Origin of the sequence: Bradyrhizobium sp. 87 (assembly GCF_023073015.1) — a bacterium.
Lineage (GTDB): Bacteria > Pseudomonadota > Alphaproteobacteria > Rhizobiales > Xanthobacteraceae > Bradyrhizobium > Bradyrhizobium canariense_D.
This window is the reverse complement of the sequence record NZ_JADPIQ010000128.1, coordinates 135057-157475: the sequence shown is the minus strand read 5'-3', so window position 1 is coordinate 157475 and position 22419 is coordinate 135057. Positions and strand designations below refer to the sequence as shown.

23 protein-coding genes are annotated in these 22419 nt (G+C 64.6%); 11 read left to right on the top strand and 12 right to left on the bottom strand.

Annotation, left to right across the window (positions count from 1 at the left end; genetic code table 11):
* Positions 1–77: 77 nt before the first annotated feature.
* The 3 genes from IVB50_RS32095 to IVB50_RS32085 form a co-directional block, all read right to left on the bottom strand.
* On the bottom strand, positions 78–668 hold the full coding sequence (locus IVB50_RS32095) for an SCO family protein (RefSeq protein ID WP_018453003.1): 591 nt from the start codon (positions 666–668) through the stop codon (positions 78–80).
* 24 nt (positions 669–692) lie between these two features.
* Positions 693–887: a hypothetical protein gene (locus IVB50_RS32090; protein WP_026232437.1), complete on the bottom strand. Its 195-nt coding sequence runs from the start codon at positions 885–887 to the stop codon at positions 693–695.
* 253 nt (positions 888–1140) lie between these two features.
* Entirely contained in the window at positions 1141–1611 is a 471-nt protein-coding gene (locus IVB50_RS32085; RefSeq protein ID WP_018453000.1) for a hypothetical protein, read from the bottom strand.
* 293 nt (positions 1612–1904) lie between these two features.
* On the opposite strand from IVB50_RS32085, the gene IVB50_RS32080 reads away from it, so the two are divergent.
* The 4 genes from IVB50_RS32080 (at position 1905) to IVB50_RS32065 (ending at position 5500) form a co-directional block, all read left to right on the top strand.
* On the top strand, positions 1905–3563 hold the full coding sequence (locus tag IVB50_RS32080) for an FAD-binding dehydrogenase (protein WP_026232436.1): 1659 nt from the start codon (positions 1905–1907) through the stop codon (positions 3561–3563).
* Positions 3564–4484 (top strand): PHB depolymerase family esterase, encoded by a 921-nt coding sequence (locus IVB50_RS32075; RefSeq protein ID WP_204512766.1) that lies wholly within the window; start codon positions 3564–3566, stop codon positions 4482–4484. It begins immediately after the preceding gene.
* A gap of 133 nt (positions 4485–4617) precedes the next feature.
* Positions 4618–4968 carry a RidA family protein gene (locus IVB50_RS32070; protein ID WP_007599359.1) on the top strand — a complete coding sequence of 117 codons (351 nt, stop codon included), beginning with the start codon at positions 4618–4620 and terminating at the stop codon, positions 4966–4968.
* Positions 4969–5134: 166 nt separating this feature from the next.
* Entirely contained in the window at positions 5135–5500 is a 366-nt protein-coding gene (locus IVB50_RS32065; RefSeq protein ID WP_018452997.1) for a nuclear transport factor 2 family protein, read from the top strand.
* A gap of 72 nt (positions 5501–5572) precedes the next feature.
* Here the strand turns inward: IVB50_RS32065 and IVB50_RS32060 are convergent, their stop codons facing one another.
* A complete protein-coding gene (locus IVB50_RS32060; protein WP_026232434.1) occupies positions 5573–6493 on the bottom strand; it encodes an amino acid ABC transporter substrate-binding protein in 921 nt (306 codons plus the stop codon).
* Positions 6494–6505: 12 nt separating this feature from the next.
* A complete protein-coding gene (locus IVB50_RS32055; RefSeq protein WP_027569994.1) occupies positions 6506–7801 on the bottom strand; it encodes a dicarboxylate/amino acid:cation symporter in 1296 nt (431 codons plus the stop codon).
* A 207-nt stretch (positions 7802–8008) separates the two neighbouring features.
* On the opposite strand from IVB50_RS32055, the gene IVB50_RS32050 reads away from it, so the two are divergent.
* The 4 genes from IVB50_RS32050 to IVB50_RS32035 all read left to right on the top strand — a co-directional run bounded on the left by IVB50_RS32050 (position 8009) and on the right by IVB50_RS32035 (position 13009).
* Complete coding sequence (locus IVB50_RS32050; protein ID WP_018452994.1) at positions 8009–9010, top strand: NADP-dependent oxidoreductase; 1002 nt, start codon at positions 8009–8011, stop codon at positions 9008–9010.
* A 151-nt stretch (positions 9011–9161) separates the two neighbouring features.
* Positions 9162–9992 (top strand): cysteine rich repeat-containing protein, encoded by an 831-nt coding sequence (locus IVB50_RS32045; RefSeq protein ID WP_247299211.1) that lies wholly within the window; start codon positions 9162–9164, stop codon positions 9990–9992.
* A 267-nt stretch (positions 9993–10259) separates the two neighbouring features.
* On the top strand, positions 10260–11399 hold the full coding sequence (locus tag IVB50_RS32040) for an FAD-dependent monooxygenase (protein WP_018452992.1): 1140 nt from the start codon (positions 10260–10262) through the stop codon (positions 11397–11399).
* On the top strand, positions 11396–13009 hold the full coding sequence (locus IVB50_RS32035) for a benzoate-CoA ligase family protein (RefSeq protein ID WP_018452991.1): 1614 nt from the start codon (positions 11396–11398) through the stop codon (positions 13007–13009). Before IVB50_RS32040 ends, IVB50_RS32035 begins: the two co-directional genes overlap by 4 nt.
* Positions 13010–13054: 45 nt before the next feature.
* Here the strand turns inward: IVB50_RS32035 and IVB50_RS32030 are convergent, their stop codons facing one another.
* Together IVB50_RS32030 and maiA are read right to left on the bottom strand one after the other, a co-directional pair.
* A complete protein-coding gene (locus tag IVB50_RS32030; protein WP_018452990.1) occupies positions 13055–13567 on the bottom strand; it encodes a MarR family transcriptional regulator in 513 nt (170 codons plus the stop codon).
* On the bottom strand, positions 13557–14189 hold the full coding sequence (gene maiA, locus IVB50_RS32025; RefSeq protein WP_018452989.1) for a maleylacetoacetate isomerase: 633 nt from the start codon (positions 14187–14189) through the stop codon (positions 13557–13559). Before maiA ends, IVB50_RS32030 begins: the two co-directional genes overlap by 11 nt.
* A 90-nt stretch (positions 14190–14279) precedes the next feature.
* Here maiA and gtdA point away from each other — a divergent pair, with 90 nt between their 5' ends.
* Positions 14280–15320 (top strand): gentisate 1,2-dioxygenase, encoded by a 1041-nt coding sequence (gtdA, locus tag IVB50_RS32020; protein ID WP_018452988.1) that lies wholly within the window; start codon positions 14280–14282, stop codon positions 15318–15320.
* Between the two features lie 108 nt (positions 15321–15428).
* Here the strand turns inward: gtdA and IVB50_RS32015 are convergent, their stop codons facing one another.
* The 4 genes from IVB50_RS32015 to IVB50_RS32000 are packed head-to-tail and all read right to left on the bottom strand — an operon-like array spanning position 15429 to position 19439.
* Entirely contained in the window at positions 15429–16253 is an 825-nt protein-coding gene (locus IVB50_RS32015) for an ABC transporter permease (protein ID WP_018452987.1), read from the bottom strand.
* On the bottom strand, positions 16246–17019 hold the full coding sequence (locus IVB50_RS32010) for an ABC transporter ATP-binding protein (RefSeq protein WP_247299209.1): 774 nt from the start codon (positions 17017–17019) through the stop codon (positions 16246–16248). Before IVB50_RS32010 ends, IVB50_RS32015 begins: the two co-directional genes overlap by 8 nt.
* A gap of 16 nt (positions 17020–17035) precedes the next feature.
* On the bottom strand, positions 17036–18040 hold the full coding sequence (locus IVB50_RS32005) for an ABC transporter substrate-binding protein (protein WP_018452985.1): 1005 nt from the start codon (positions 18038–18040) through the stop codon (positions 17036–17038).
* A gap of 34 nt (positions 18041–18074) precedes the next feature.
* Entirely contained in the window at positions 18075–19439 is a 1365-nt protein-coding gene (locus tag IVB50_RS32000) for an FAD-dependent oxidoreductase (RefSeq protein WP_018452984.1), read from the bottom strand.
* Between the two features lie 113 nt (positions 19440–19552).
* Between IVB50_RS32000 and IVB50_RS31995 the strand changes: the two genes are divergently transcribed.
* Complete coding sequence (locus IVB50_RS31995) at positions 19553–20437, top strand: LysR family transcriptional regulator (RefSeq protein ID WP_018452983.1); 885 nt, start codon at positions 19553–19555, stop codon at positions 20435–20437.
* A 47-nt stretch (positions 20438–20484) separates the two neighbouring features.
* Here the strand turns inward: IVB50_RS31995 and IVB50_RS31990 are convergent, their stop codons facing one another.
* On the bottom strand, positions 20485–21288 hold the full coding sequence (locus IVB50_RS31990; protein ID WP_085351611.1) for an enoyl-CoA hydratase-related protein: 804 nt from the start codon (positions 21286–21288) through the stop codon (positions 20485–20487).
* A 154-nt stretch (positions 21289–21442) separates the two neighbouring features.
* On the opposite strand from IVB50_RS31990, the gene IVB50_RS31985 reads away from it, so the two are divergent.
* A complete protein-coding gene (locus IVB50_RS31985) occupies positions 21443–22417 on the top strand; it encodes a ketopantoate reductase family protein (protein ID WP_018452981.1) in 975 nt (324 codons plus the stop codon).
* The last annotated feature ends 2 nt before the right edge of the window (positions 22418–22419 follow it).

Here is a 22419-nt window from a genome sequence, read left to right as displayed (position 1 = left end):
GATTTTCGTTGGGATCGGAGGGCCTTATAGCCCATCCGGCCGGGAACGCGAGCGCGGATTGCGGTCAATAGGGAAGCCTACAGATACCGCTTCAACTCCCCTGCGGCTTCTTCCGGCGTGCGCTTCAGGTTGAACGGCGAGACGAAGCGGCCGTCGCGATCCATCAGATAGATCAGCGCCGTGTGGTCCATGGTGTAGTCGCCGTCCTTGGTCGGGACCTTCTTGGCATAGACCCGGTAGGAGGTGATCACCTTGGCGGTCTCGGCAGGATCGCCGCTCAGCCCTTCGAGGTGCGGGTCGAAGCTCGACAGATAATCCTTCATCGCGGCCGGCGTATCGCGCTCGGGATCGACCGAGATGAAGACGGCATTGACCTTGTCGGCGTCCTTGCCCATCGCGCGCAGCACTTCCGAGATCTCGAACAGCGAGGTTGGGCAGACGTCGGGACAATGGGTGTAGCCGAAGAAGATCAGGGTCGGCTTGCCCTTGAGGTTCTTGTCGGTGACGGTCTTGCCGTTCTGGTCGGTGAGCTGGAACGGGCCGCCGATCGCGGCCGGCTGCGCCACCTTGCCGACCCCGCCCATGGCCCAGAATACGATCAGCAGCCCGAGGACGAGGCTTGCGGCGAAGGCGGTCGCGATCACCAGCGGACGGGCGGTAGGGCTCATGAGCGGAAAACTTCCTGTCGCGTGTCAGAAGCAGGCGGCAAGACCGGTCCTGATCATTTCGAAGAACACCTGGCTGCCGTAGTGGAACCAGAGCGCGAGCGCGCCGAGCACGACCAGGCCGCCGACGCCAGCACCTGCCAACAGCAGCACGACCGGCGTCCGGCCGGCAGTGGGCGAATTGTCCGATACAGGATGGGTAGGGTGCAGTGGTTGAGCCATGACAACGATCGGGGTGAAGGGTTCCCTGCCTTTCAAATAGGCGCTGGGACCGGGCCGGGCAAGCGCGGCGGGCGGGCTGGAGAACTTGTGATACGGAGGTTCTCCGTCATGCCGGGCTTGCGCGGCCGAAGCCGCTTCCGCGAGGCGAAGGCCCGGGCATCCACGGACTTTCCAGCCGGGCCCAAGAACGTGGATGGCCGGGACAAGCCCGGCCATGACGACAGATTAGTGAAAGGCGAATGACTGCCGCGGCCTACCGCGACGATGGCTTGTTGGCCGAGGCCTGCGCGTCGAGGTAGCAAGGCTTGTACATAGCCTGGAGCTGCCGGCCCTTCAGGAAGAGCATATGCGGGGTGAGGCCGCCGCGCTGATTGATCCAGCGCTTCACCTGCGAGGGATACATCGCATAGAGCATCTGGGTCGCTTCGGTATTGGTGACGGCGCGGCCGTTGCTGCCGAAATCCCACGCGGCGTGGAAGCCCAGTGTGGCGTGCGACGTCACGCAGATGCGGTCAGGCGGGATGGCGCCGAGGACGATGGTGCAGGCAGAGGCGCAGAGACCGTCGATGATGACGGTATCGCCCGACTGTCGCAGGTCCTGGTATTTGTCGACGTAGGTTCCGATCCGGCCGCCGCGGTCATCCGCGATCCGAACCACCGCGTGAGAAGCGCCCATGCTCGCGATCAGGAGAACCGCCGCAAGCAACCCCGTCAGAAACTTCATTGGCCCCCGCCCCAGTCGAATTCGAATCTGTGTGTCAGGTGGTGATGCCCTGCTAGGGTCCGTCGTAACCGCGGTTTTGTCTAGGCATGCCGGCTCGCTCAAAACAAATTCAAATCCAGTGTTGCGCCGGCGCTGCACTCAGCCGGTCTTTTTCCCGAAGTGGAACAAGTTAACGATGTCTTACGCGCCGTCCTCTTGATCTCAGTTGCAACCGCCGGCTTCAATCCGGGCAACTACAGGGAGGAACCTGTGGAGGGCGAAACACATGGAGGGGGAAACATATGGCCGAACAGATGGCTGAAGAGACTGACGTCATCGTTGTCGGCGCAGGACTGTCGGGCCTGGTGGCCGCAACCGAGATCGCGGACGCCGGCAAGCGCGTAATCGTGGTCGACCAGGAGGGCGAGCAGTCGCTCGGCGGCCAGGCGTTCTGGTCGTTCGGCGGATTATTCCTGGTCGATTCGCCGGAGCAGCGCCGGCTCGGCATCAAGGACTCCTTCGACCTCGCGATGCAGGACTGGCTCGGCACCGCCGGCTTCGACCGCGACGAGGATTTCTGGCCGCGGCAATGGGCCGACGCCTATGTGGCGTTCGCGGCCGGCGAGAAGCGTGCATGGCTGCGAGCGATGGGCCATCGCATTTTCCCCGTGGTCGGATGGGCCGAGCGCGGTGGTTATGACGCGATGGGCCACGGCAATTCGGTGCCGCGCTTTCATGTCACCTGGGGCACCGGGCCCGGCATCGTCGAGCCGTTCGAGCGCCGGGCGCGCGAGGCGGTCAGAAGCGGCCGGCTGAGCTTTCGGTTCCGCCATCGCGTCGATGCGCTCTCGATCACCAACGGTACGGTGGATGGCGTCGGCGGCGCCATTCTCGCCCCCGACAATGTCGAGCGCGGCAAGAGTTCGTCGCGCAATGTTGTCGGCGAGTTTGCGTTGAAGGCCCAAGCCGTGATCGTGGCGTCCGGCGGCATCGGCGGCAATCACGAGCTGGTGCGGCAGAACTGGCCGAAGCGACTCGGCGCGCCGCCGAAATTCATGATCTCCGGCGTGCCCGAGCATGTCGACGGCCGCATGATCGGCATCACCGAGAAAGCAGGCGCGCGGCTGATCAACCGCGACCGCATGTGGCATTATGTCGAAGGCATCCAGAACTGGTCACCGATCTGGCCGCGCCACGGCATCCGCATCCTGCCCGGCCCCTCCTCGATGTGGTTCGACGCCACCGGCACGCGCCTGCCGGCGCCGTTGTTTCCCGGCTCCGACACGCTCGGCCAGCTCCAATACATCATGTCCACCGGCTACGATTATTCCTGGTTCATCCTGACCCAGAGCATCATCAAGAAGGAGTTTGCGCTGTCGGGCTCGGAGCAGAATCCCGACCTCACCGGCAAGAGCTGGCGTATGACCATCAAGCGCGCCACCAACAAGGGCGCGCCGGCGCCGGTGGAAGCGTTCAAAAGCCATGGTGTCGACTTCATCGTGCGCGACAAGATCGAGGATCTCGTTGCGGCCATGAACAAGCTGGCCGGCAGCGACCTCCTCAAGCTCGAGCACATCAGGATGCAGATCGAGGCGCGCGACCGAGAGATCGCCAACCCTTACGTCAAGGATGCGCAGGTGATGAACATTCACAATGCGCGGCGCTATATCGGCGACAGACTGATCCGCACCGCCTCCCCTCACCGCATCCTCGATCCCGCGCAAGGGCCGCTGATCGCGGTCAAGCTCAACATCCTCACCCGCAAGACGCTCGGCGGTTTCGAGACCGACCTCTCTTCGCGCGTGTTCGGCGAGGAGGGCAGCGTCATCCCCGGCCTCTATGCAGCCGGCGAAGCCGCCGGCTTCGGCGGCGGCGGCGTGCACGGCTATCGTTCGCTGGAAGGCACGTTCCTCGGCGGCTGCCTGTTCTCGGGCCGCAATGCGGGCCGGGCCGCGGCGAAGGCCGTGGGCTAGATGATGCGGCCGCGGCTGCGCATCGGGGCGTTTGTTGCGGCATTAGCCGCTGCCTCGGCTGCGTCCGCGGATACGATCGATATTGACGGTGTGAAGCGGTCCTACACTGTGCAACTGCCGTCGAAGCGGCTCGTGCCGCTCGTCGTCGTGCTGCACGGCAAGACGCAGCGCGGAGCCGACATGATGACGCGGACAGCGTGGCCGCAGGTCGCAAAGCGCGAAGGGTTTGCGGTGGTCTTTCCTGATGGCCTCAACCACGCATGGGCCGATGCGAGGACCAAGGCGGGACCGGCGCTCCGTGGCCCGCCCGCGGGTACCGACGACGTCGCCTTCATCGCAAAGCTCGTCGAGAAGCTGGTGGCGAACGGCACCGCCGATCCTCGCCGCGTCTATGTCACCGGCATCTCCAATGGCGGCGCCATGGCAATGACGCTGGTCTGCGCCCGAGCCGATCTGTTTGCTGCCGGCGCGAGCGTGAGCATGAACCTCACTGATGAGACCGCTGTCACGTGCCATCCGTCGCGGCCGTTGCCGATGCTGCTGATGAACGGCACGGCCGATCCGCTGGTCCCCTACGAAGGCGGCCGCGGATCGAGCTATTATGCCGCAGACAGTTTTTGGTCCACCGACGAGACGCTTGCGTTCTGGCGCAAGCTCAACGGCTGCGAGACCGATAATGCCGACATGACCGATTTGCCCGACCGGGCGCCAGCAGACCAGTCCACGGTGACGCGGATCTCCTCGCGCTGTCCTGAAGGGCACGACGTCGTGCTTTATCGCATCAATCAAGGCGGTCATCGCATGCCCGGATTTTCTCCGGATGCCCGCTTCCCGAAGGTCGCCGCCAGCTTGCTCGGGTCGCAGAACGGCGACATCGACGCAGCCGAAACGATCTGGACGTTCTTCGGCCAGTTTCCCTGAAGTGCAACTCAGGCATCGCCGATGACGCATGCGTGCCTGGCAACGCATGCGTGCCCGGCAACGCATGCGTGCCTGGGGTGGCACAGGGCAAGCCGCTGCGCTAGACAGGGCCGCCATTCAAAGGAGACCCCCAATGAGCATTCAGCGTCTTGAAACCGGCCCGCGCATGAGCCAGGTCGTCGTGCACGGTAACACAGTCTATCTCGCCGGTGTCGTCGCCAACAACGCCGCCGGCGAAAGCGTGACGAAGCAGACCCAGGACATTCTGGCGACTATCGACAGCCATCTCGCCAAGGCCGGCACCGACAAGTCCAAACTTCTTTCGGCCACGATCTACATCACCGACATGAAGACGTTTGGCGAGATGAACGCGGTGTGGGACGCCTGGGTCTCGCCCGGCAACACGCCGGCACGCGCCACCGTCGAAGCCAAGCTCGCGGCGGCACAATACACCGTCGAAATCATGGTCACGGCGGCCAAGTAAGTTCGCGACAAACATTTGCGCGCGCTTGTCGGCGCATGATCCGATCGGGAAACCGCTTCACACTTTCCCGCATCATGCGCATGACCTCCGAGGTAATCGATCAGCGCGCGCAAACCTTCGATAATCATGTCAGCCGAACGACACGGCGCCATCGAAGGAGACGACAATGACCGATCCCATCACCATCGCTCGCCGCTACATCGATCTCTGGAACGAACGTGCAGCTGACCGCCGGCGCGAACTGCTGAGCCAGAACTGGACGGCGGATGCGAGCTATGTCGATCCCCTGATGAAGGGCGACGGCCATGACGGCGTCGATGCGCTGATCGCAGGCGTGCAGCAGCGCTTCCCCGATTTCAAATTCAAGCTGATCGGCGAGCCCAACGGCTACGGCGACCATGTCCGCTTCAGTTGGGGCCTTGGTCCTGACGGCATCGACAGCCCGATCAAGGGTACGGATTTCGCCGTGCTGAAGGACGGCCGTATCAGGAGCATCACGGGATTTCTGGACCAGGTGCCCGCCGGCACGTGAGCGCGCGCTGCTCGTTGCTGCGCCCTCTCCCCCGGTAAGGGAGAGGGCACACTTTCGTTCGTCGCACAGGCGCTAGTTATTCGCGCTCGCGGAATCGTCCATCGCCTTGAAGGCTTCCTCCAGCTGCAGCGAGATCGGCACGTTCAGCCGTTCGCCGGTCGGAAGCCGTGCGGTGAACCATTTGTTGTAGAGCGGAACGAGGTCGTGGTTGGAGCCGAGCTTGCGGAAAGTGCGATCGACCACCGCCGCCAGTTGCGGTTCGCCCTTGCGGAACATGATGCCGTAGGGGTCGTAGGACAGGTAATCGCCGGTGACGCGGAACTTGTCCTGTGCCTTGTGACGCACGATCAGGCTGGACAGCAGGATGTCGTCGGTCGCGAACGCATCGGCCTTGCCGTCGACGAGCATCTGGTATGACTGTTCGTGATCGGCACCGACAACGATGGTCAGTCCCAACGATGACTTCTTGTCGGCCGCCTGGATCGCCTGCTCGTTGGTGGTGCCCTTCGTCACCACGACGGTCTTGCCCTTCAGATCAGTCAGTGACTGGACGCTGGACGCCTTCGGCACCATCAGCTTGGTGCCGGCGACGAACATCAGCGGCGAGAAGGCGACGCGCTTGCCGCGCTCGGCATTGGCCGTGGTCGAGCCGCATTCCAGGTCGATCTTGTTCTGGAGCACGGCGTCGATGCGGTCATCGGAGGTGACCTTGACGTAGGCGATCTTCAGATTGGGATCGTCGACCTCGACGCCGATCTCCTCGACAATAGCCTCGCAAAGCTCGAGGCTGTAGCCGATCGGCCGGTTGGCCTGGTCGAGGAAGGAGAACGGCGGCGAGCTCTCGCGATAGCCGAGGCGCACGGTGTGCGCGGTCTTGATCGCCGACAGCGTCGGGCTAAGCCCTTCGCTGCCACCGGTCTGGGCGGAGGCACCCGTGGCCAGCAGGCACGCTGCCAGCAACAGGCCGCCCGATATCGCCATTGAAAGGCGCATGATGCACTCCGATCAATGGCCGGCCATCGCAGGCACTTCGCCGGGGATCATGTCCCCCGGCACGGCATCGCCAGGTTCAAGCTCGTGCTCGGGCCCGAGCTCGCCTTCCCACTTGGCCACGACCGAGGTCGCGAGCGTGTTGCCGATCACGTTGGTGGCGCTGCGGCCCATGTCGAGGAAGGTGTCGATGCCCATGATCATCAACAGCCCCGCCTCGGGGATGCCGAACTGCGAGAGCGTCGAGGCGATCACCACGAGGGAGGCGCGCGGCACGCCGGCCACGCCCTTCGAGGTGATCATCAGCGTTGCCAGCATCGCGAGCTGGGTGCCGAGCGGCATGTCGATGTGATAGCTCTGCGCGATGAAGACGCTCGCGAAGGTGCAGTACATCATCGTGCCGTCGAGATTGAAGGAATAGCCGAGCGGCAGCACGAAGCTCGATATCCGCGACGAGGCGCCGAACTTGTTCAACCCCTCCAGAGTTTTCGGATACGCCGCTTCCGAGCTCGCGGTGGAGAACGCGATCATCAGCGGTTCGCGGATCAGCTTCAGCAGATGGGCGTAGCGCGGCCCGATCACGATGAAGCCCACGACCACCAGGATGCCCCACAGGAGCGCGAGCGAGAGATAGAAGCCACCCATGAAGACGATGAGCTTCCAGAGCACTAGCAGGCCGTTCTTGGCAACCGTCGCGGTGATGGCGGCCCAGACCGCGAACGGCGCGAACAGCATCACATAGCCCGTCACCTTGAGCATGATGTGGCCGATGTCGTCGATCAGCGCCAGGATCGGCTTGGAGCGCTCGGGCATCGAGCCCATCGCCACCGAGAAGAACACGGCGAAGATCACGATCTGCAGGATCTCGTTCTGCGCCATCGCATCCGCGATCGAGGTCGGGATCAGATGGGTCAGGAATTTTTCGATCGAGAAGGCGGAAACCGGCAGGCCGGTCGACTGCGCCTTGTCAGGCAGCGTACCCGGGAAATTCGCGCCGGGCTGGAGCAGATTGACCATCACGAGGCCGAGCATCAGCGAGACGAAAGAGGCGCTGACGAACCAGCCCATGGTCTTGGCGAAGATGCGGCCGAGCTTGGAGCCCGAGCCCATATGAGCAATGCCGCCGACCAGGGTCGCAAATACCAGCGGCGCGATGATCATCTTGATCAGGCGCAGGAAAATCACGGCGATCAGGTTGATGGACGAGGCCCAGTCGCCCCGCGTGTCGGGCAGGAAATTGTAGATCGCCGCGCCCATGATGATGCCGAGCACCATCGCCACCAGAATGAATTGCGTAAACCTGTTCGACATTGAACACCCCCGCTACACCGACCGCTTCATGATGTCGCAGATATGACGACTGCGCAACACGCTTGGCGTGCGATCGTCGGGCGGATGTTCCCGTTGCGAAACTGGCGCCCGCGATCTAGCCTTCATGCAGCGCACAACGAAAGCGGCTTGCACGTTTTTCTTGCGGCCGCTGCATCAATAATCGTCAAACGACCGAGGGGAAACATCATGAGCGGCAGCATCAATCGTCAGATTCTTTTGGTGGAAAAGCCCAGCGGCAAGCTCGGTCCCGAGCACTTCAAGCTGGTCGAAGGTGCGGTGCCCGAGCCGAAGGACGGCGAGGCCTTGCTGCGCGTGCGTTACATCTCGCTCGACGCCGCCAACCGCGCCTGGATGCACGGCGCGACCTATCGTTCAGCGGTGGAGGCCAACAGCGTGATGGCCGGCGGCGCCATCGCCGAGGTCATCAGCTCGAAGGCGCCGGAGCTTGCGCCGGGCGACATCGTGTTCGGCGACACCGGCTGGCAGGAGTTGGCGACAGTGCCCGCCAAGCATCTCACCAAGATGCCGAAGCTCGAGCCGATGACGCATCTGCTCAGCGTGTTCGGCATTGCCGGCCTCACCGCCTATTTCGGCCTGCTGGAGATCGGCAAGCCCAGAGAGGGCGAGACGGTCGTGGTCTCCGCGGCCGCGGGCTCGGTCGGCTCGATCGTCGGGCAAATCGCGAAGATCAAGGGATGCCGGGTCATCGGCATCGCCGGCGGCGCCGACAAGTGCAGCTGGCTGACCTCCGAACTCGGCTTCGATGCCGCCGTCGACTACAAGGACGGCGCGGTGTTCAAGGCGTTGCGCGCGGCGGCTCCGAAGGGCATCGATGTCTATTTCGACAATGTCGGCGGCGACATTCTCGAAGCCTGCCTGCCGCAGATGAACAATTACGGCCGCATCGCCTGCTGCGGTGCGATCTCGCAATATGACGGCGCGCCCTCGGCACACGGCCCGCGCGGCGTGCCCGGCCTGATCGTGGTGAAGCGGCTCGTCATGCAAGGCTTCATCGTGATGGACTACATGAAAGAGAGTCAGCGAGCGCTCGCCGACCTCCAGGCCTGGGTCACATCCGGCAAGCTGAAGGTGCAGGAGGATATCATCGACGGCCTCGAGAACACGCCGAAGGCGCTGGTCGGATTGCTGGCGGGCGAGAACCGCGGCAAGCGGATGATCAAGCTCTGACGACGTAGTTACGTCGCAATTGCAAAGCCAATATCTACTTGCGGTAGAGGTCGCGGCGGCCAATGATGTCGCGCGCGGCATCACCCGCGACGATTGTTTGCATCACATTTGAAAAAATTGTCGGCGTTGCCGACAGGGCAGGAATACTCGGATGTTCAACACGTTGAAACATGCGTCGGCACGCGGGGCGTTGCTGGCGGCGGCTCTCTTCGCAACTGCAGCAGGCGCATTCGCACAAGCGCCGACCGAGGCGCAAAAGAGCGCGATCCGCTCCGCATGCCGCTCGGATTTCATGGCGCACTGCGCGAGCGTCACGCCCGGCGGCGTGGAAGCCTATCAATGCCTGCAGAAGAACATGTCCAGCCTGTCCTCGGGATGCCAAACCGCGGTCCGCGCCGTCGAGCCTGCTGCGGCGCCGAAGACCGAGGCTGCACCCAAAGAGGCTCCACCCAAGGCGGAGGCCGCGCCTGCCGCGCCGAAGGCTGAAACCGCCCCCGCCGCAAAGCCGGCATCTGGAGCAGCGCCGAAGGACGCGGCAGCCAAACAGCCGAGCAGCGCGCAGGTCGCTGCCGTCAAGAGCGCGTGCCGCGCCGATTATCCCAAGGTGTGCGCCAGCGTGCCGCCAGGCGGCGCGCCTGCGCTCGAATGCCTCGAGAAGAACAAGGCAAAGGTTTCGCCGGCCTGCGAGAAGGCCGTGAGCGCCGCGGCCGGCGGCGGTGGCACGGCAGCAACGGCGGCACCTCCGGGCGCGGCTCCCGCGGCGGCGGCAGCACCGGCAGCCGCGCCCGCCGTGATCGCGTTGCGCCCGCTGCGGCCGCGCGAAGAGCTGTTCATCGTCCGCTCCGCCTGCGGTGCCGACATCCGCACGCTGTGCGCCGGCGTAGCGCCTGGCGGCGGCCGCATCGTGCAGTGCATCGCCAGCAACGCCGCGTCGCTGTCACCTGCCTGCAAGGACGTGCTGGCGCCGTTCGCGGCACGCTAGAGAAGCGTGCCATCCGGCGGTCCGCTGCACCACCGTGCTCGTGGGCGGCGTACGGGTGAAGCGCTGCGTCTGACGGGGCGGATGGCCAAGCCGCCACGGTTTGGCTATGCTTCGCAAGGTCACTGCTTCGGACACGCGCCAAACGCGCGTCCGGACGTGAGCTGTGGTGTGCCGCGCGGCTTGCCGATAATTCCGCTGGCGCGGGTGGCCGGAGCACATTAGTCTACCCCTAGATAGTAAGTATACTGTCAATTAGGGAGGCAGACGTTGCGGATCGCCGTGATTGGCGGGGGGCCCGGTGGGCTCTACTTCGCCTATCTCTGGAAGAAGCGTCACCCCGAGGATCAAGTCGACCTGTTCGAACAGAACCCGGCCGACGCGACCTGGGGCTTTGGCGTGGTGTTTTCTGATCAGGCCCTGGAATTCCTGCGCGCCGACGACCCCGAGACGGTCGACGCGATCTCGCCGCACATGGAGAGCTGGGAGAACATCACGCTGAACCTGAGCGGCGACAGCGTGGCCATCGACGGCGTCGGCTTCTCCTCGATCGGCCGGCTCGAGCTCTTGCGATTCCTGCAGCAGCGCGCGATCAATGCCGGCGTCACCCCGCGCTTCGACACGCCGATTCATGCGATCGATCAGCTCAACGGGCACGATCTGATCGTCGCTGCCGACGGGCTGAACTCGCTGGTACGCCGCGCCTTCGAAGGCGATTTCGGCACCTCGCTGTCCTACTCCTCGAACAAGTTCGTCTGGTACGGCACCTCGAAGCGCTTCGAGACGCTGTCGCAGACCTTCGTCAAGACCGACCGCGGTGCCTTCAACGCCCATCACTACCGCTACTCGCCGACCATGAGCACCTTCCTGGTCGAATGCGACCATGCGACGTGGCAGGCCTACGGTTTCGCCTACAAGGACGTGGAGCAGTCCAAAGGTGTCTGCGAGGAGGTGTTCGCCGACACGCTCGGCGGCCGCTCGCTGGTTTCCAACAAATCGGTCTGGCGCAACTTCCCCTGGGTCTGGAACGAGCACTGGTCGTTCAAGAACATGGTGCTGCTCGGTGACGCCCTGCACTCGGCGCATTTTTCGATCGGCTCCGGCACGCGGCTCGCGATCGAGGACGCCATTGCACTGGTCAAGGCGCTGGAATCGGACGCCCATCTCTCGACCGCCCTGCATCGCTACCAGGCCGCGCGAAAGCCGGTGGTGCAGAAGCTCGTCAATGCCGCGCGGACCAGCGCTTTCTGGTACGAGCACTTTGCTCAGCACATGCAGCAGGGCCTGATGGACTTTGCCTATAGCTACATCACCCGCTCCGGCCGCATCGACGACTCCCGCCTGCGCGCGATGTCGCCGGGCTTCATGGCGCGCTACGAAGCCGCCAAGAACGGTGGGGACGAGGCATGAGCCGGCAGATTCACGACCAGGTGCCCGCCGACTGCGCGGGCGCGCGCGAGATCGGCTTTTCCGTTCCGCAGGTCTACAATGCCAGCCGCGTGCTGTTCGACAATGTCGGCAAAGGCCACGGTGACAAGCTCGCGCTCATCGGCCCCGCGAGCACGCGCACCTACGCGGAGCTCTGCGCGGAAGCCGGGCGCTGGGGCAACGGCTTTGCCTCGCTTGGCCTCAAGCGCGGCGATCGCGTGCTGTTGTTCCTCGATGACACTCCGGCCTACCCGGCCGCGTTCTTCGGCGCGGTGCGCGCCGGCTTCGTGCCATTGCTGATCAACACGCTGACACCGCCGGATCTGCTGCAATTCTATCTCGCCGATTCCGGCGCGACTGTTGCGGTGGCGGACGCCGAGTTCTGTGCACGTTTCAACGCCGAGGCCTGCAAGGACACGGCCCTGCATACCCTGGTCGTCGTCAATGGCCCGGCGAGCGATCACGCCGCGCCGAACGCCGTTTCCGCCGCCGGCTGGCTCCCCCAGTTTCCGACTGAGCTCGCGGAAGCCGACACGCATCGCAACGAGATGGCGTTCTGGATGTATTCGTCCGGATCGACCGGCCGCCCCAAGGGCATCGTGCATCTCCAGCACGACATGGCCTATAGCGAAGTCGCCTTTGCGCAGAACGTCTTGAAGCTGACGCCGGATGACATCTGCTTCTCGGTGCCAAAAATCTTCTTCGCCTATGGCTTCGGCAACGCGATCACCTTCCCGTTCTCGGCGGGCGCGACGACACTGCTGTTGCCCGGCCAGCCGAAGCCCGTGGCAATCTTTTCGGCGATCGAGCAGTACAGGCCGACGGTCTTCTTCGGCCTGCCGACGCTTTATACATCGCTGACCAAGGCCGAGGGTGCGAACAAGACCGACTTCTCCTCACTGCGCATGGCGCTCTCGGCCGCCGAGGTGCTCTCGGCCGACGTCTTCAACGGCTGGAAGACGCTCACCGGTCTCGAGATCGTGGAAGGCCTCGGCTCGACCGAGGTGCTGCACATCTATCTCTCCAACCGCCCCGAGCGGAAGAAGCTCGGCGCCGCCGGCCTGCGCGTGCCCGGCTACGAGGTCGCGCTGCGCGACAAGGACGGCCGCGATGTCGCCGACGACGAGGAAGGCATCTTGTGGGTGCGCGGCGATTCCAACACGCCGCTGTACTGGAACCGGCCGGACAAATCCGCCGAGACCATCCGCGAAGGCGGCTGGATCTACACCGGCGACCGCTTCGTCCGCGATGGCGATGGCTTTCACTTCTTCCGCGGCCGCGCCGACGATCTCATCAAGATCTCCGGCCAATGGGTCTACCCGCTCGAGGTTGAGCTTTGCCTCGCCGACCACCCGGACATCCGCGAATGCGCGGTGTTCGCCGCCGAGCTGCCGGACCGGCGCATGACGCTTAAGGCAGTGGTGGTGATGAACACCCGCGCGGCGGATCAAAGCGAAACGACCCGGCGGCTGCAGGATTACGTGAAGGGCAAACTGCTTCCTTACAAATATCCGCGCGAGGTGATCTTCATCGACGAGCTGCCGAAGACCGGCACGGGGAAGATCGACCGGCAGGCGTTGCTGAGGATGTGAGCCACCGCTGCCATCGCCCGCGAAGGCGGGCGATGACAACCAGGATTAAGGTGCCTTCCCCAGATGCTCCATCGCGTCCTCCGCCCGGAGCGGCACCCGCGACGCCTCGTTGTTGAGATCGACGAGCTGCGCCAGGAGCCCCATAAGCGCCTTGCGGTCCGCTGGCTTGAGCGGCTCGAGCATCCGCGCCTGGGCGCGTTCGACGGCGGGAATGATGTCGCGCAGGATCGCCGCGCCTGATTTGGTCAAATAGAGCAGCTTGATCCGCTTGTCTTCCGGCGCCGGCCTGCGCTCGACGAAATCCTTGGCCTGAAGCCGCTCGATCACGCTGCCGAGCGTGGAGCGATCGAAGGCGATCACCGCGGACAGCCGCGTCGCGTCGATGCCGGGGTGGGTGTGGATCGCGATCAGCGCCGCGTATTGCACCGGCGTGAGGTCGAACGCCTTGCACTCCTCCATGAAGATCGAGACCGCGATCTGCTGCATGCGCCGGAACAGATAGCCCGGCGCCGCATAGACCGCGTCTATCGTGATTGGAGGGGCAGGCTTACTCGGCATCGGGCTGCTTCTCCGGCGCGGCGTTGACGAACGCCGGCAGGGCCTTGGCCGCAGCTTCCGCTTCAAGCAGGCGCGGATAGGCGGAGACGTCGACGCCGAAGCGGCGCGCATTGGCGAGCTGCGGCACAAGACAGAGATCGGCGAGCGTCGGCACATCCCCGAAGCAGAACGGGCCCGGCTCGTTTCTGATCAGCGTCTCGCACGCCGCGAGCCCCTCGCGGTTGACCCAGGCCGCCCAGTCCTGAACCTTCTCCTCGGCAAGGCCGAGCTCGCGCAGCCGCGCCAGCACCTTCAAGTTCTGCACGGGGTGAGTGTCGCAGGCGATCGCCAGCGCGAACGCCCTCACCTTGGCGCGCTGCAACGCATCCCTCGGCAACAGGGGCGGGTTGGGATGGGTCTCGTCGAGCCATTCGATGATGGCGACCGATTGGGTCAGCACTGCGCCCGCATCGTTCTCCAGCGCCGGCACCAGGCCTTGCGGATTGATGGCGAGATAGGCTGGCGCACATTGCTCGCCCTTGCGAAGATGATGCGGCAGGTGCTCGGCACCGCGGCCTTTGAGGTTCAGCGCGATGCGTACCCGGTAGGCGGCGCTGGAGCGGAAATAGCCGTGCAGCTTCATCGGAACCCTCCCGTTTCGTTCTTGTTCGCACGTTGACGCTACCCAGATCGTAAGTATACTGTCAATCAACAAAGCGACGGGAGCCGCACCATGGAAGCCGTGACCAAGACGCCGGAACGCGAGGCGTTCTACAAGAAGATCGACGGCGAGAATCTCACCGCGCTCTGGACGGTCATGAGCGATTTGATCACGCCGGAGCCGAAGAGCGCCTGCCGGCCGCATCTGTGGAAGTTCGACATCATCCGCGACTACATGACCGAAGCCGGCAAGCTGATCACGGCGAAAGAGGCCGAGCGGCGCGTGCTGGTTCTGGAAAACCCCGGCCTGCGCGGACAGTCGAAAATCACCACGTCGCTCTATGCCGGCGTGCAGATGGTGGTGCCCGGCGACGTCGCGCCCGCGCACCGGCACAGCCAATCGGCACTGCGCTTCGTGCTCGAAGGCAAGGGCGCCCACACCGCCGTGGACGGCGAGCGCACCGCGATGGAGCCCGGCGACTTCATCATCACGCCGTCGATGACCTGGCACGATCATTCCAACGAGACCGACCAGCCGATGTTCTGGCTCGACGGTCTCGACATTCCGCTGGTGCAGTTCTTCGACTGCTCTTTCGCGGAAGGCTCCAACGAGGATCAGCAGAAGATTACAAGGCCGGCCGGCGACAGCTTTGCACGCTACGGCCACAATCTGCTGCCGGTCGACGTGAAGCGGAGCTCGAAGACTTCCCCGATCTTCAGCTATCCCTATGCCTACACGCGCGAGGCACTGGAGAAGGCTCGCGCGAGCCAGGAGTGGGATGCCTGTCACGGGCTGAAGCTGAAATTCAGCAACCCCGAGACCGGCGACTTCGCGATGCCGACCATCGGCACGTTCATCCAGCTGCTGCCGAAGGGCTTCAAGACCGCGCGCTATCGCGCGACGGACGCGACGGTGTTCTGTCCGATCGAGGGCCACGGCCGTACCCGCATCGGGGATGCGACGTTCGAATGGGGCCCGCGCGATTTGTTCGTGGTGCCGAGCTGGCAATGGGTCACGCACGAGGCTGATATGGATGCGGTGCTGTTCAGCTTCTCGGATCGCCCCGTGCAGCAGAAGCTGGATTTGTTCCGGGAGGATCGCGGGAATGCGTGAGGTACGCTGCTGGTAGCATCGTCATTGCGAGCGCAGCGAAGCAATCCAGAATCTTTCCGCGGCGACAGTCTGGATTGCTTCGCTGCGCTCGCAATGACGGAGTAAACCTCACCGCCAGTGCAACAGCCGCGTCTCCAGCCAGTTGATCACCCTCCCCACCATCAACCCAAACACCGACAAAATCACCACGCCCGCGAGCAGCTGATCCGTCTGCATCAAATTGCCAGCCTGCAGCACGAACGCGCCGATGCCGTACTGCGCGCCGATCATCTCGGCGCTGACGACGAGCAGCAGCGCCACCGACGAGGTGATACGGAAGCCGGCGAGGATCGCGGGCAGCGCGCCCGGCCAGACCACCTTGCGCACGATGGTGGCGAACGGCACGTTGAAGCTCTGCGCCATGCGGATGAGGTTGCGCGGCACCGCGTCGACGCCGCTATAGACCGAGATCGCGGTCGAGAAGAACACCCCGAGCGCAATGGTCGCGATCTTCGGCTCTTCACCGATGCCGAGCCAGAGGATCAACAGCGGCAGCAGCGCGATCTTCGGGATCGGGAACAGCGCCGAGATGAAGGTGATGCCGACGCTGCGCGCCAGACGCGACAGGCCGATGGCAAAGCCAACGGCGACACCGGCTGCCGTGCCGAGCAGCCAGCCGACACCGATGCGCAGGAGCGACGCGGAAAGGTGCTGCCACAGCGCACCCGAGATCGCGAGCTGGTAGATCGCCCGCGCGATCGCCGATGGCGGTGGCAGGAATAGCGGATTGACCAGGCCGGTGCTGCCGGCGGCCTGCCAGATCGCAATGACCAGCGCGAGCGCGATCCAGCCGCCGAAACGGCTGCTCGCCGGCACGAAGCCGGCGCCGCGAAAGCGGACGCGCCGGACCGCTTCATCCTTCGTCGATGTTCCCGCCGGAGCGCGATCAAGCATGCTGGACCTCGCGCTCGGCATCGATCGCCTCGTTGCGGATCAGCGACCAGATCTGGTTCTGAAGCGCGAGCAGCTTTTCACGGGCTGCAATGTCACCGCGCTCAGTGCGCGTCATCGGCACGCTCACGACCTCGCGAATACGGCCAGGGCGCCGCGACAGCACCACGATGCGGTCGGCAAGCCTCGCCGCCTCTTCGAGATTATGCGTGACATACACGGCGCCCATGCCGCCATCGGCGAGCAGCCGGACGAAATCCTCCATCAGCAGTTCGCGGGTCTGCGAATCCAACGCCGACAATGGCTCGTCCATCAGGAGAATGGCCGGCCTGACCGCGAGCGCGCGCGAAATGCCGACGCGCTGGCGCATGCCGCCGGAAAGCTGCTTTGGATAGGTTTTGCGAAAATCGGTCAGGCCGGTGCGGCGCAAGGCGTCCTCGACCAGCGCGCGGCGCTGCACGGCCGAGAGCTGGGTGTGCAGCAGCGGGAATTCGACGTTCTCCTCCACATTCGCCCAGGGCAGCAGCGCAAAGTCCTGGAACACGAAGGTGAGCGGATTGAGGCTGTCCGCCGGCGGCGATCCACGCAGCTCGGGCGCGCCGGAGGTCGGCAGCAACAGCCCGCCGAGGATCGACAGCAACGTGCTCTTGCCGCAGCCCGACGGCCCCACGATCGCCACCACCTCGCCCGCGCTGACGGTGAACGAGACGTTGTCGAGCACGGCGAGATCGCCGAAGCGATGGGTGATGTGGTTAGCGATCAGGTCCATGGACTGCGTTCTACTCTCAATCCGCCTTCACGAATTCCTTGGCGATGATCGCATTCGCGTCGAAGCCCTTGTCGGCAAAACCCTGCTCCTGGAGCCATTTGATCTGGTTGTCGACGTTCTTCACATCCAGCTTGCCGTCGGGATCGATATAGGCGCAGTTGCCGACCACCTGCTCGACCGGGAGGTTCGTATATTTGGCGATGATCTCCAGCAGCGGCTTTGTCTTGTCATTGATCGGCGCGACACCGTCCTTCATCGCGGCGAGGATGACGTCGTGATATTCGCGGTCGGCCTTTGCCAAGGCGCCGAGCAGCTTCGTCACCAGCACCTTGTTGGTCAGCGTCTTCGGCGAGGCGAACACCGCGCCCAATTGCCAGGGTGTCTCGTCGCCGACCCAGCCGAGAAACTTCGCACCACCGTCGTCCATCAGCTTTCGCGCGGTGGAGATCGGCAGCAGCGCTGCATCCACGGTCTCGCCCTTCAGCGCGGCCGCCGCATTCGACAGCGATTGCAGCGGCACAATCTTCACGTCGGCGAGCTTGAAACCGTATTTGTCGGCAAGCAGGCCGAGCGAATAGTGAAAGGAGGAGCCAACCTGCGTCATCGCCACGCGCTTGCCCGCGAGGTCCTTCGGCGTCTTCAGACCGCTCGCATAGGCGTTGTTGCTGGCGAAATAGCCGATCAGGGGATAACCAGCCTTCTCGCGGCTCATGCCGCCGATCACCTTGAGCACGCCCTTGCCGGCGAGATTGTAAAGACCTGCGGTGAAGGCGGTGACGCCGAAATCGATGTCGCCCGAGGTCGTCGCCACCGCGATCGGCTGCGCCGCGTCGAAGAATTTCAGCTCGACCTCGAGGCCGGCCTCGCGGAAATAGCCCTTGTCCTGCGCGATGAACACCGGCGCGGAGGAGGATAGCCTGAGCACGCCGATCCTGGCCTTCAGCGCGTCCTCGGCTCGGGCCGTGCCCATTGCTGTGATCGCCATCAGGCCAGCTAGCGCGAGCCGCACAATCCCGATCATTTCGTTTCCTCCGCCGTCGATATCTTGCAGTCGGTTACAGGCCTTCAGGCACGGGCTGGTCCCGTCCGATAAAGGCGCCCTGTTGTTTCAACGTTTCCTGCAGCTTTTCAACGGGGATGTCACGCGGGATCCGGTTTCCGGAGAGCGCCAGCGCTGCCGCGGAACCGGCCGCCTCCCCCATCACGAAACAGGCACCGGAGACCCGGGCCGCCGATTGGCCCTCATGGGTCATCGAGGCGCAGCGGCCGGCGACCAGCAGATTATCGACGCCTTCGGGCACCAGCATGCGGTAAGGCAGCTCGTTATAGCCGCGCGATTCCGGGATCGGCGGGAAGGTGAAGACGACGTCGCCGGGGACATGGGCCTCGATCGGCCAGCCATTGACCCCGATGGAATCCTCGAACGAAGCGCAGCCGAGCACGTCCTCGCCGCTGAGCTGATAGCCGCCCGTGATGCGGCGGGTTTCGCGGATGCCGAGCTGCGGCGGCAGGTCGACGATGTAGGATTTTTCAAAGCCCGGCACGGTGCGCAGGAATTCGAACGCAGCCAGCGCCTGCTTGCGGCCCTCGATCTCGCCGCGGGTGAGATCATCAGGCTCGATGCCGTTGATGGCATGGCCGTCCTCGCGCGCCACTTGCGTAAAATTCACCCGCCATTCGATGCCGGACTTCTGCGGCCGCACGATCGCGCTCTTGCGCGGGAATGTGTGGGTGCCGGCGGCGGTGGCCTGCTCCATCAATTGCGGAATGGTCCGCCAGGCTTCGCCTGCCCTCTCCGGGTCGATGTTGTTGAGACGGAGCATCATCGAGGGATACATCGGATGACCGTGCTCGTCGCCGAATTCGAACGGCGCGCCGGCCCAAACCGCGAGATCGCCGTCGCCGGAGCAATCGATGAAGATCTCCGATCGCACCGCCTGCCGGCCGGCCTTGGTCTCGACCATCAGCGCATCGATGCGGCTGTTAGCGCCCATCACCACACCGGCACCAAGCGCGTGGAAAAGGATGTGCACCTTGTGACTGGCGAGCAGTTGGTCGGCCGCGATCTTGTAGGCGGCGGTGTCGTAGGCCTGGGCGAAGACCTTGCCGAGAATCAGATGCGGCGCGTTGAGGCCGTTCAAGCGATCGATCCGCGCCAGCAACTCCGACGCCATGCCCTGCACCAGCCGGTGGGCCTCGCCGTGGACATTGCCGTGCAGGCCGCAGAAATTGGTGACGCCTGCGGCGGTGCCCATGCCGCCAAGGAAGCCGTACCGCTCGATCAGCAGCGTCTTCCGTCCCGCGCGTGCGCTTGAGGCCGCCGCCACGATGCCGGCCGGACCGCCGCCGAGGACGACGACTTCATATTCGCCGTAAAGCGGCACCTGGCGCGCCGGTTCTTCGATCGTCATGGCCTGCATGGCGCGTCCTGTCCCTGAAATCCTTTGCTTGGGCCGGACTATGAATTAACCCGGATCGAGCTACAATCCGCCAAAATAGGCGATCACCTTTCTCGAATCGCGAAAGGCCGAAGATGGACATCCTGGTAAACCTTCAGGCGTTCCTCGCGACCGCCGACGCCACCGGCTTCTCCGCGGCCGCGCGAAAACTCGGCGTCTCGACGTCGGTGGTCGCCAAGCGCGTCACGCAGCTGGAGGCGCGGATCGGCACGCCACTGTTTCATCGCTCGACCCGGCAATTGCGGCTGACCGAGGCCGGCCAGCGCTACGTGCATCGCGCCCGCGGCGTCGTCACCGACGCCGCCGATCTGCTGTCGCGCATGGGCGAGAAGGGCCACGATCTCGTCGATCATCTGCGCATCAAGGCCCCGACCTCGCTGACGGTCGCGCGGCTTGCGGACGTCTTCACCGCCTTCCAGACCCAGAACCCGCGGCTCAAGCTCGAGATCGTGCTGTTCGACCGTCCGGTCGATCCCGTCACCGAAGGCTTTGACATCGCCATCGGCGCCTTCCCGCATTCCTTTGGCGGTGTCGTCGACGAACCCTTGTGCCCGCTGAAGCGGCTGCTCTGCGCCTCGCCTGCCTATTTGAAGAAACACGGCACGCCAAAACATCCGCGTGATCTGGTCGATCATCGCTGCCTCAGCTTTCTACCGACCGGCCCCGAATGGATCTTTGACGGGCCGCGCGGCCGCATCAGCGTCCAGGTCAGTCCGCTGCTGTCCTGCAACGAGGGCCAAGTGCTGGCGCGCAGCGCCATCGCCGGCAACGGCATTGTGTTGATATCGGACTATCTCGTCGCGGGCGCCTTGCGCGACGGCGCGCTCAAGCCGGTGCTGCGCGAGTTTCCGATTCCGGAATTGTGGGTGAAGGCTGCGATCCCTGAACGGCGGCGCAATGCCGCCGCGGTACAGGCGCTGCTCACTTTGCTGAAAAGGTCACTCGCGACGTCGCTGTAAAAGCCCGTAGCCCGGATGGAGCGAAGCGTAATCCGGGCTACTCGCGTTCAGCTTTTAGCACCTGCCCAATTCGCGGCGCGCTTTTCCGCGAACGACGCCAGCCCCTCGGCGGCTTCCGCGCTCTGTCGCTTCAGCGAATGCAGATGCACGAGCCGCTTGTAAGCCGCATCGTCCACCGCCATGCCGCCGAACGAACTTTCCAGCGCGAGCCGCTTGGTCTCGGCCATCGCCTCCGATCCGTTGGCAAGCAACTGCTCGACCACCTTGGCGCCGGCGGCGTCGAGATCGGCGAGCGGCACCACCTCGTGGACGAGGCCGATACGACGGGCGTCCTCGGCGCCGAAACGTTCACCTGTCAGCGCGTAGCGGCGGACTTGCCGTACACCAATGGCATCGCAGAGCTGCGGGATGATGATGGCCGCGGTCAGGCCCCAGCGCACTTCGGTGATCGAGAACAGCGCGTTGTCGGCCGCGATCACGACGTCGCAGGCCGCGATCACGCCGGTGCCGCCGCCAAAGCAGCCGCCCTGCACCAGCGCGACCGTCGGGATAGCCAGCGTATTGAGCCGCTGCACGGCCTCGAACGTCGCCCGCGACGCGGCCTCGTTCGCCTCGCTCGATTGCGGCCGCACGCCGTTGATCCATTTGAGGTCGGCGCCAGCCTGGAAATGCTTGCCATTGCCCTTGAGCACGACGACGCGAAGGTTGGGCTTGCTGCCGAGATCGTCCATGGCCGCGAGCACGCCTGCGATCAACGCGCCGTCATAGGCATTGTTAACCTCCGGCCGGTTCAACGTGACGGTCGCAACCCCACGCGCATCCAGGGTCCACAGGACGGGGCTGTCGGTCATCGGTGTTCCTCCGCTCGTTTGTTTGGCGCGCACTATGACCGAGGCTCCGCGCCCTGATCCATATCTTTCGAGCGTAGGGCAGCCGCGTCCATCGCATGGCGGCTTGTGTCATGCTGCCGCGGGGCGGCATCAAGGGATCAGGGACGGACATCACATGCGCATCTGCATTTTCGGCGCGGGCGCCGTCGGCAGCCATCTTGCAGTTCGGTTGGCCCGCGCCGGCCACGAGGTCTCGTGCGTGATGCGGGGCGCGCACCTGGAGGCGGTCCGGGCCAACGGCCTCAAGCTGCGCGTCGGCGATTCCGAGGTCTCCGCCAAGGTGAACGCCTCCGGCGATCCGGCCCAGCTCGGCCCGCAGGACGTCGTGATCAGCACCTTGAAGGCGACCGCGTTGACCGGGCTGGTCTCCAGTCTCAAGCCGCTGCTGCAGGACAACACCGCGATCGTGTTCGCGCAGAACGGCATTCCCTGGTGGTACCGGATCGGCCTGCCGCCGCGGCACCCGACCCCGCCGGACATTTCCTTCCTCGACCCGGGCGGACGCCTGCGCGCCTGCATTCCGAAAGAGCGGATCGTCGGCGGCGTAGTCTTCTCCTCCAACGAGGTGATCGCGCCCGGCGTGGTGCAGAACCTGACGCCGGACCGCAACCGCCTGCTGATCGGCGAATGTGACGACCGCAATTGCGAGCGCATCACGACGCTCCGCGGTGTCTTCAGCGACGCACGGCTGGAATCGCCGCCGGTCGCCGAGATCCGCGAGGCGATCTGGTCAAAGCTGCTGACCAACATGTCACTGTCGGTGCTGTGCCTGCTCACCGGCCAGACCGCGCGCGGCGTGCGCGATGACCCCGCCTTTGCGGATGTCATTCCGCGGATGCTGAACGAGGCCAACGAGATCGCTCAGCATTTTATCCCCGAGGTCAAGCGCGTATCACGCAGCGGCCCCGCCCCCAACCACAAGCCGTCGCTGCTGCAGGATTACGAGCTCGGCCGCGCCATGGAGATCGACGTCCTGGTAAAGGCGCCCCAAGCCTTCGCGCGCACCGCCGGCCTGTCGACGCCGACGCTCGACTTGATCGCCGCGCTCGCGATCCAGAAGGCGCGCGACAAGGGGCTATATTCGGCGTGAGA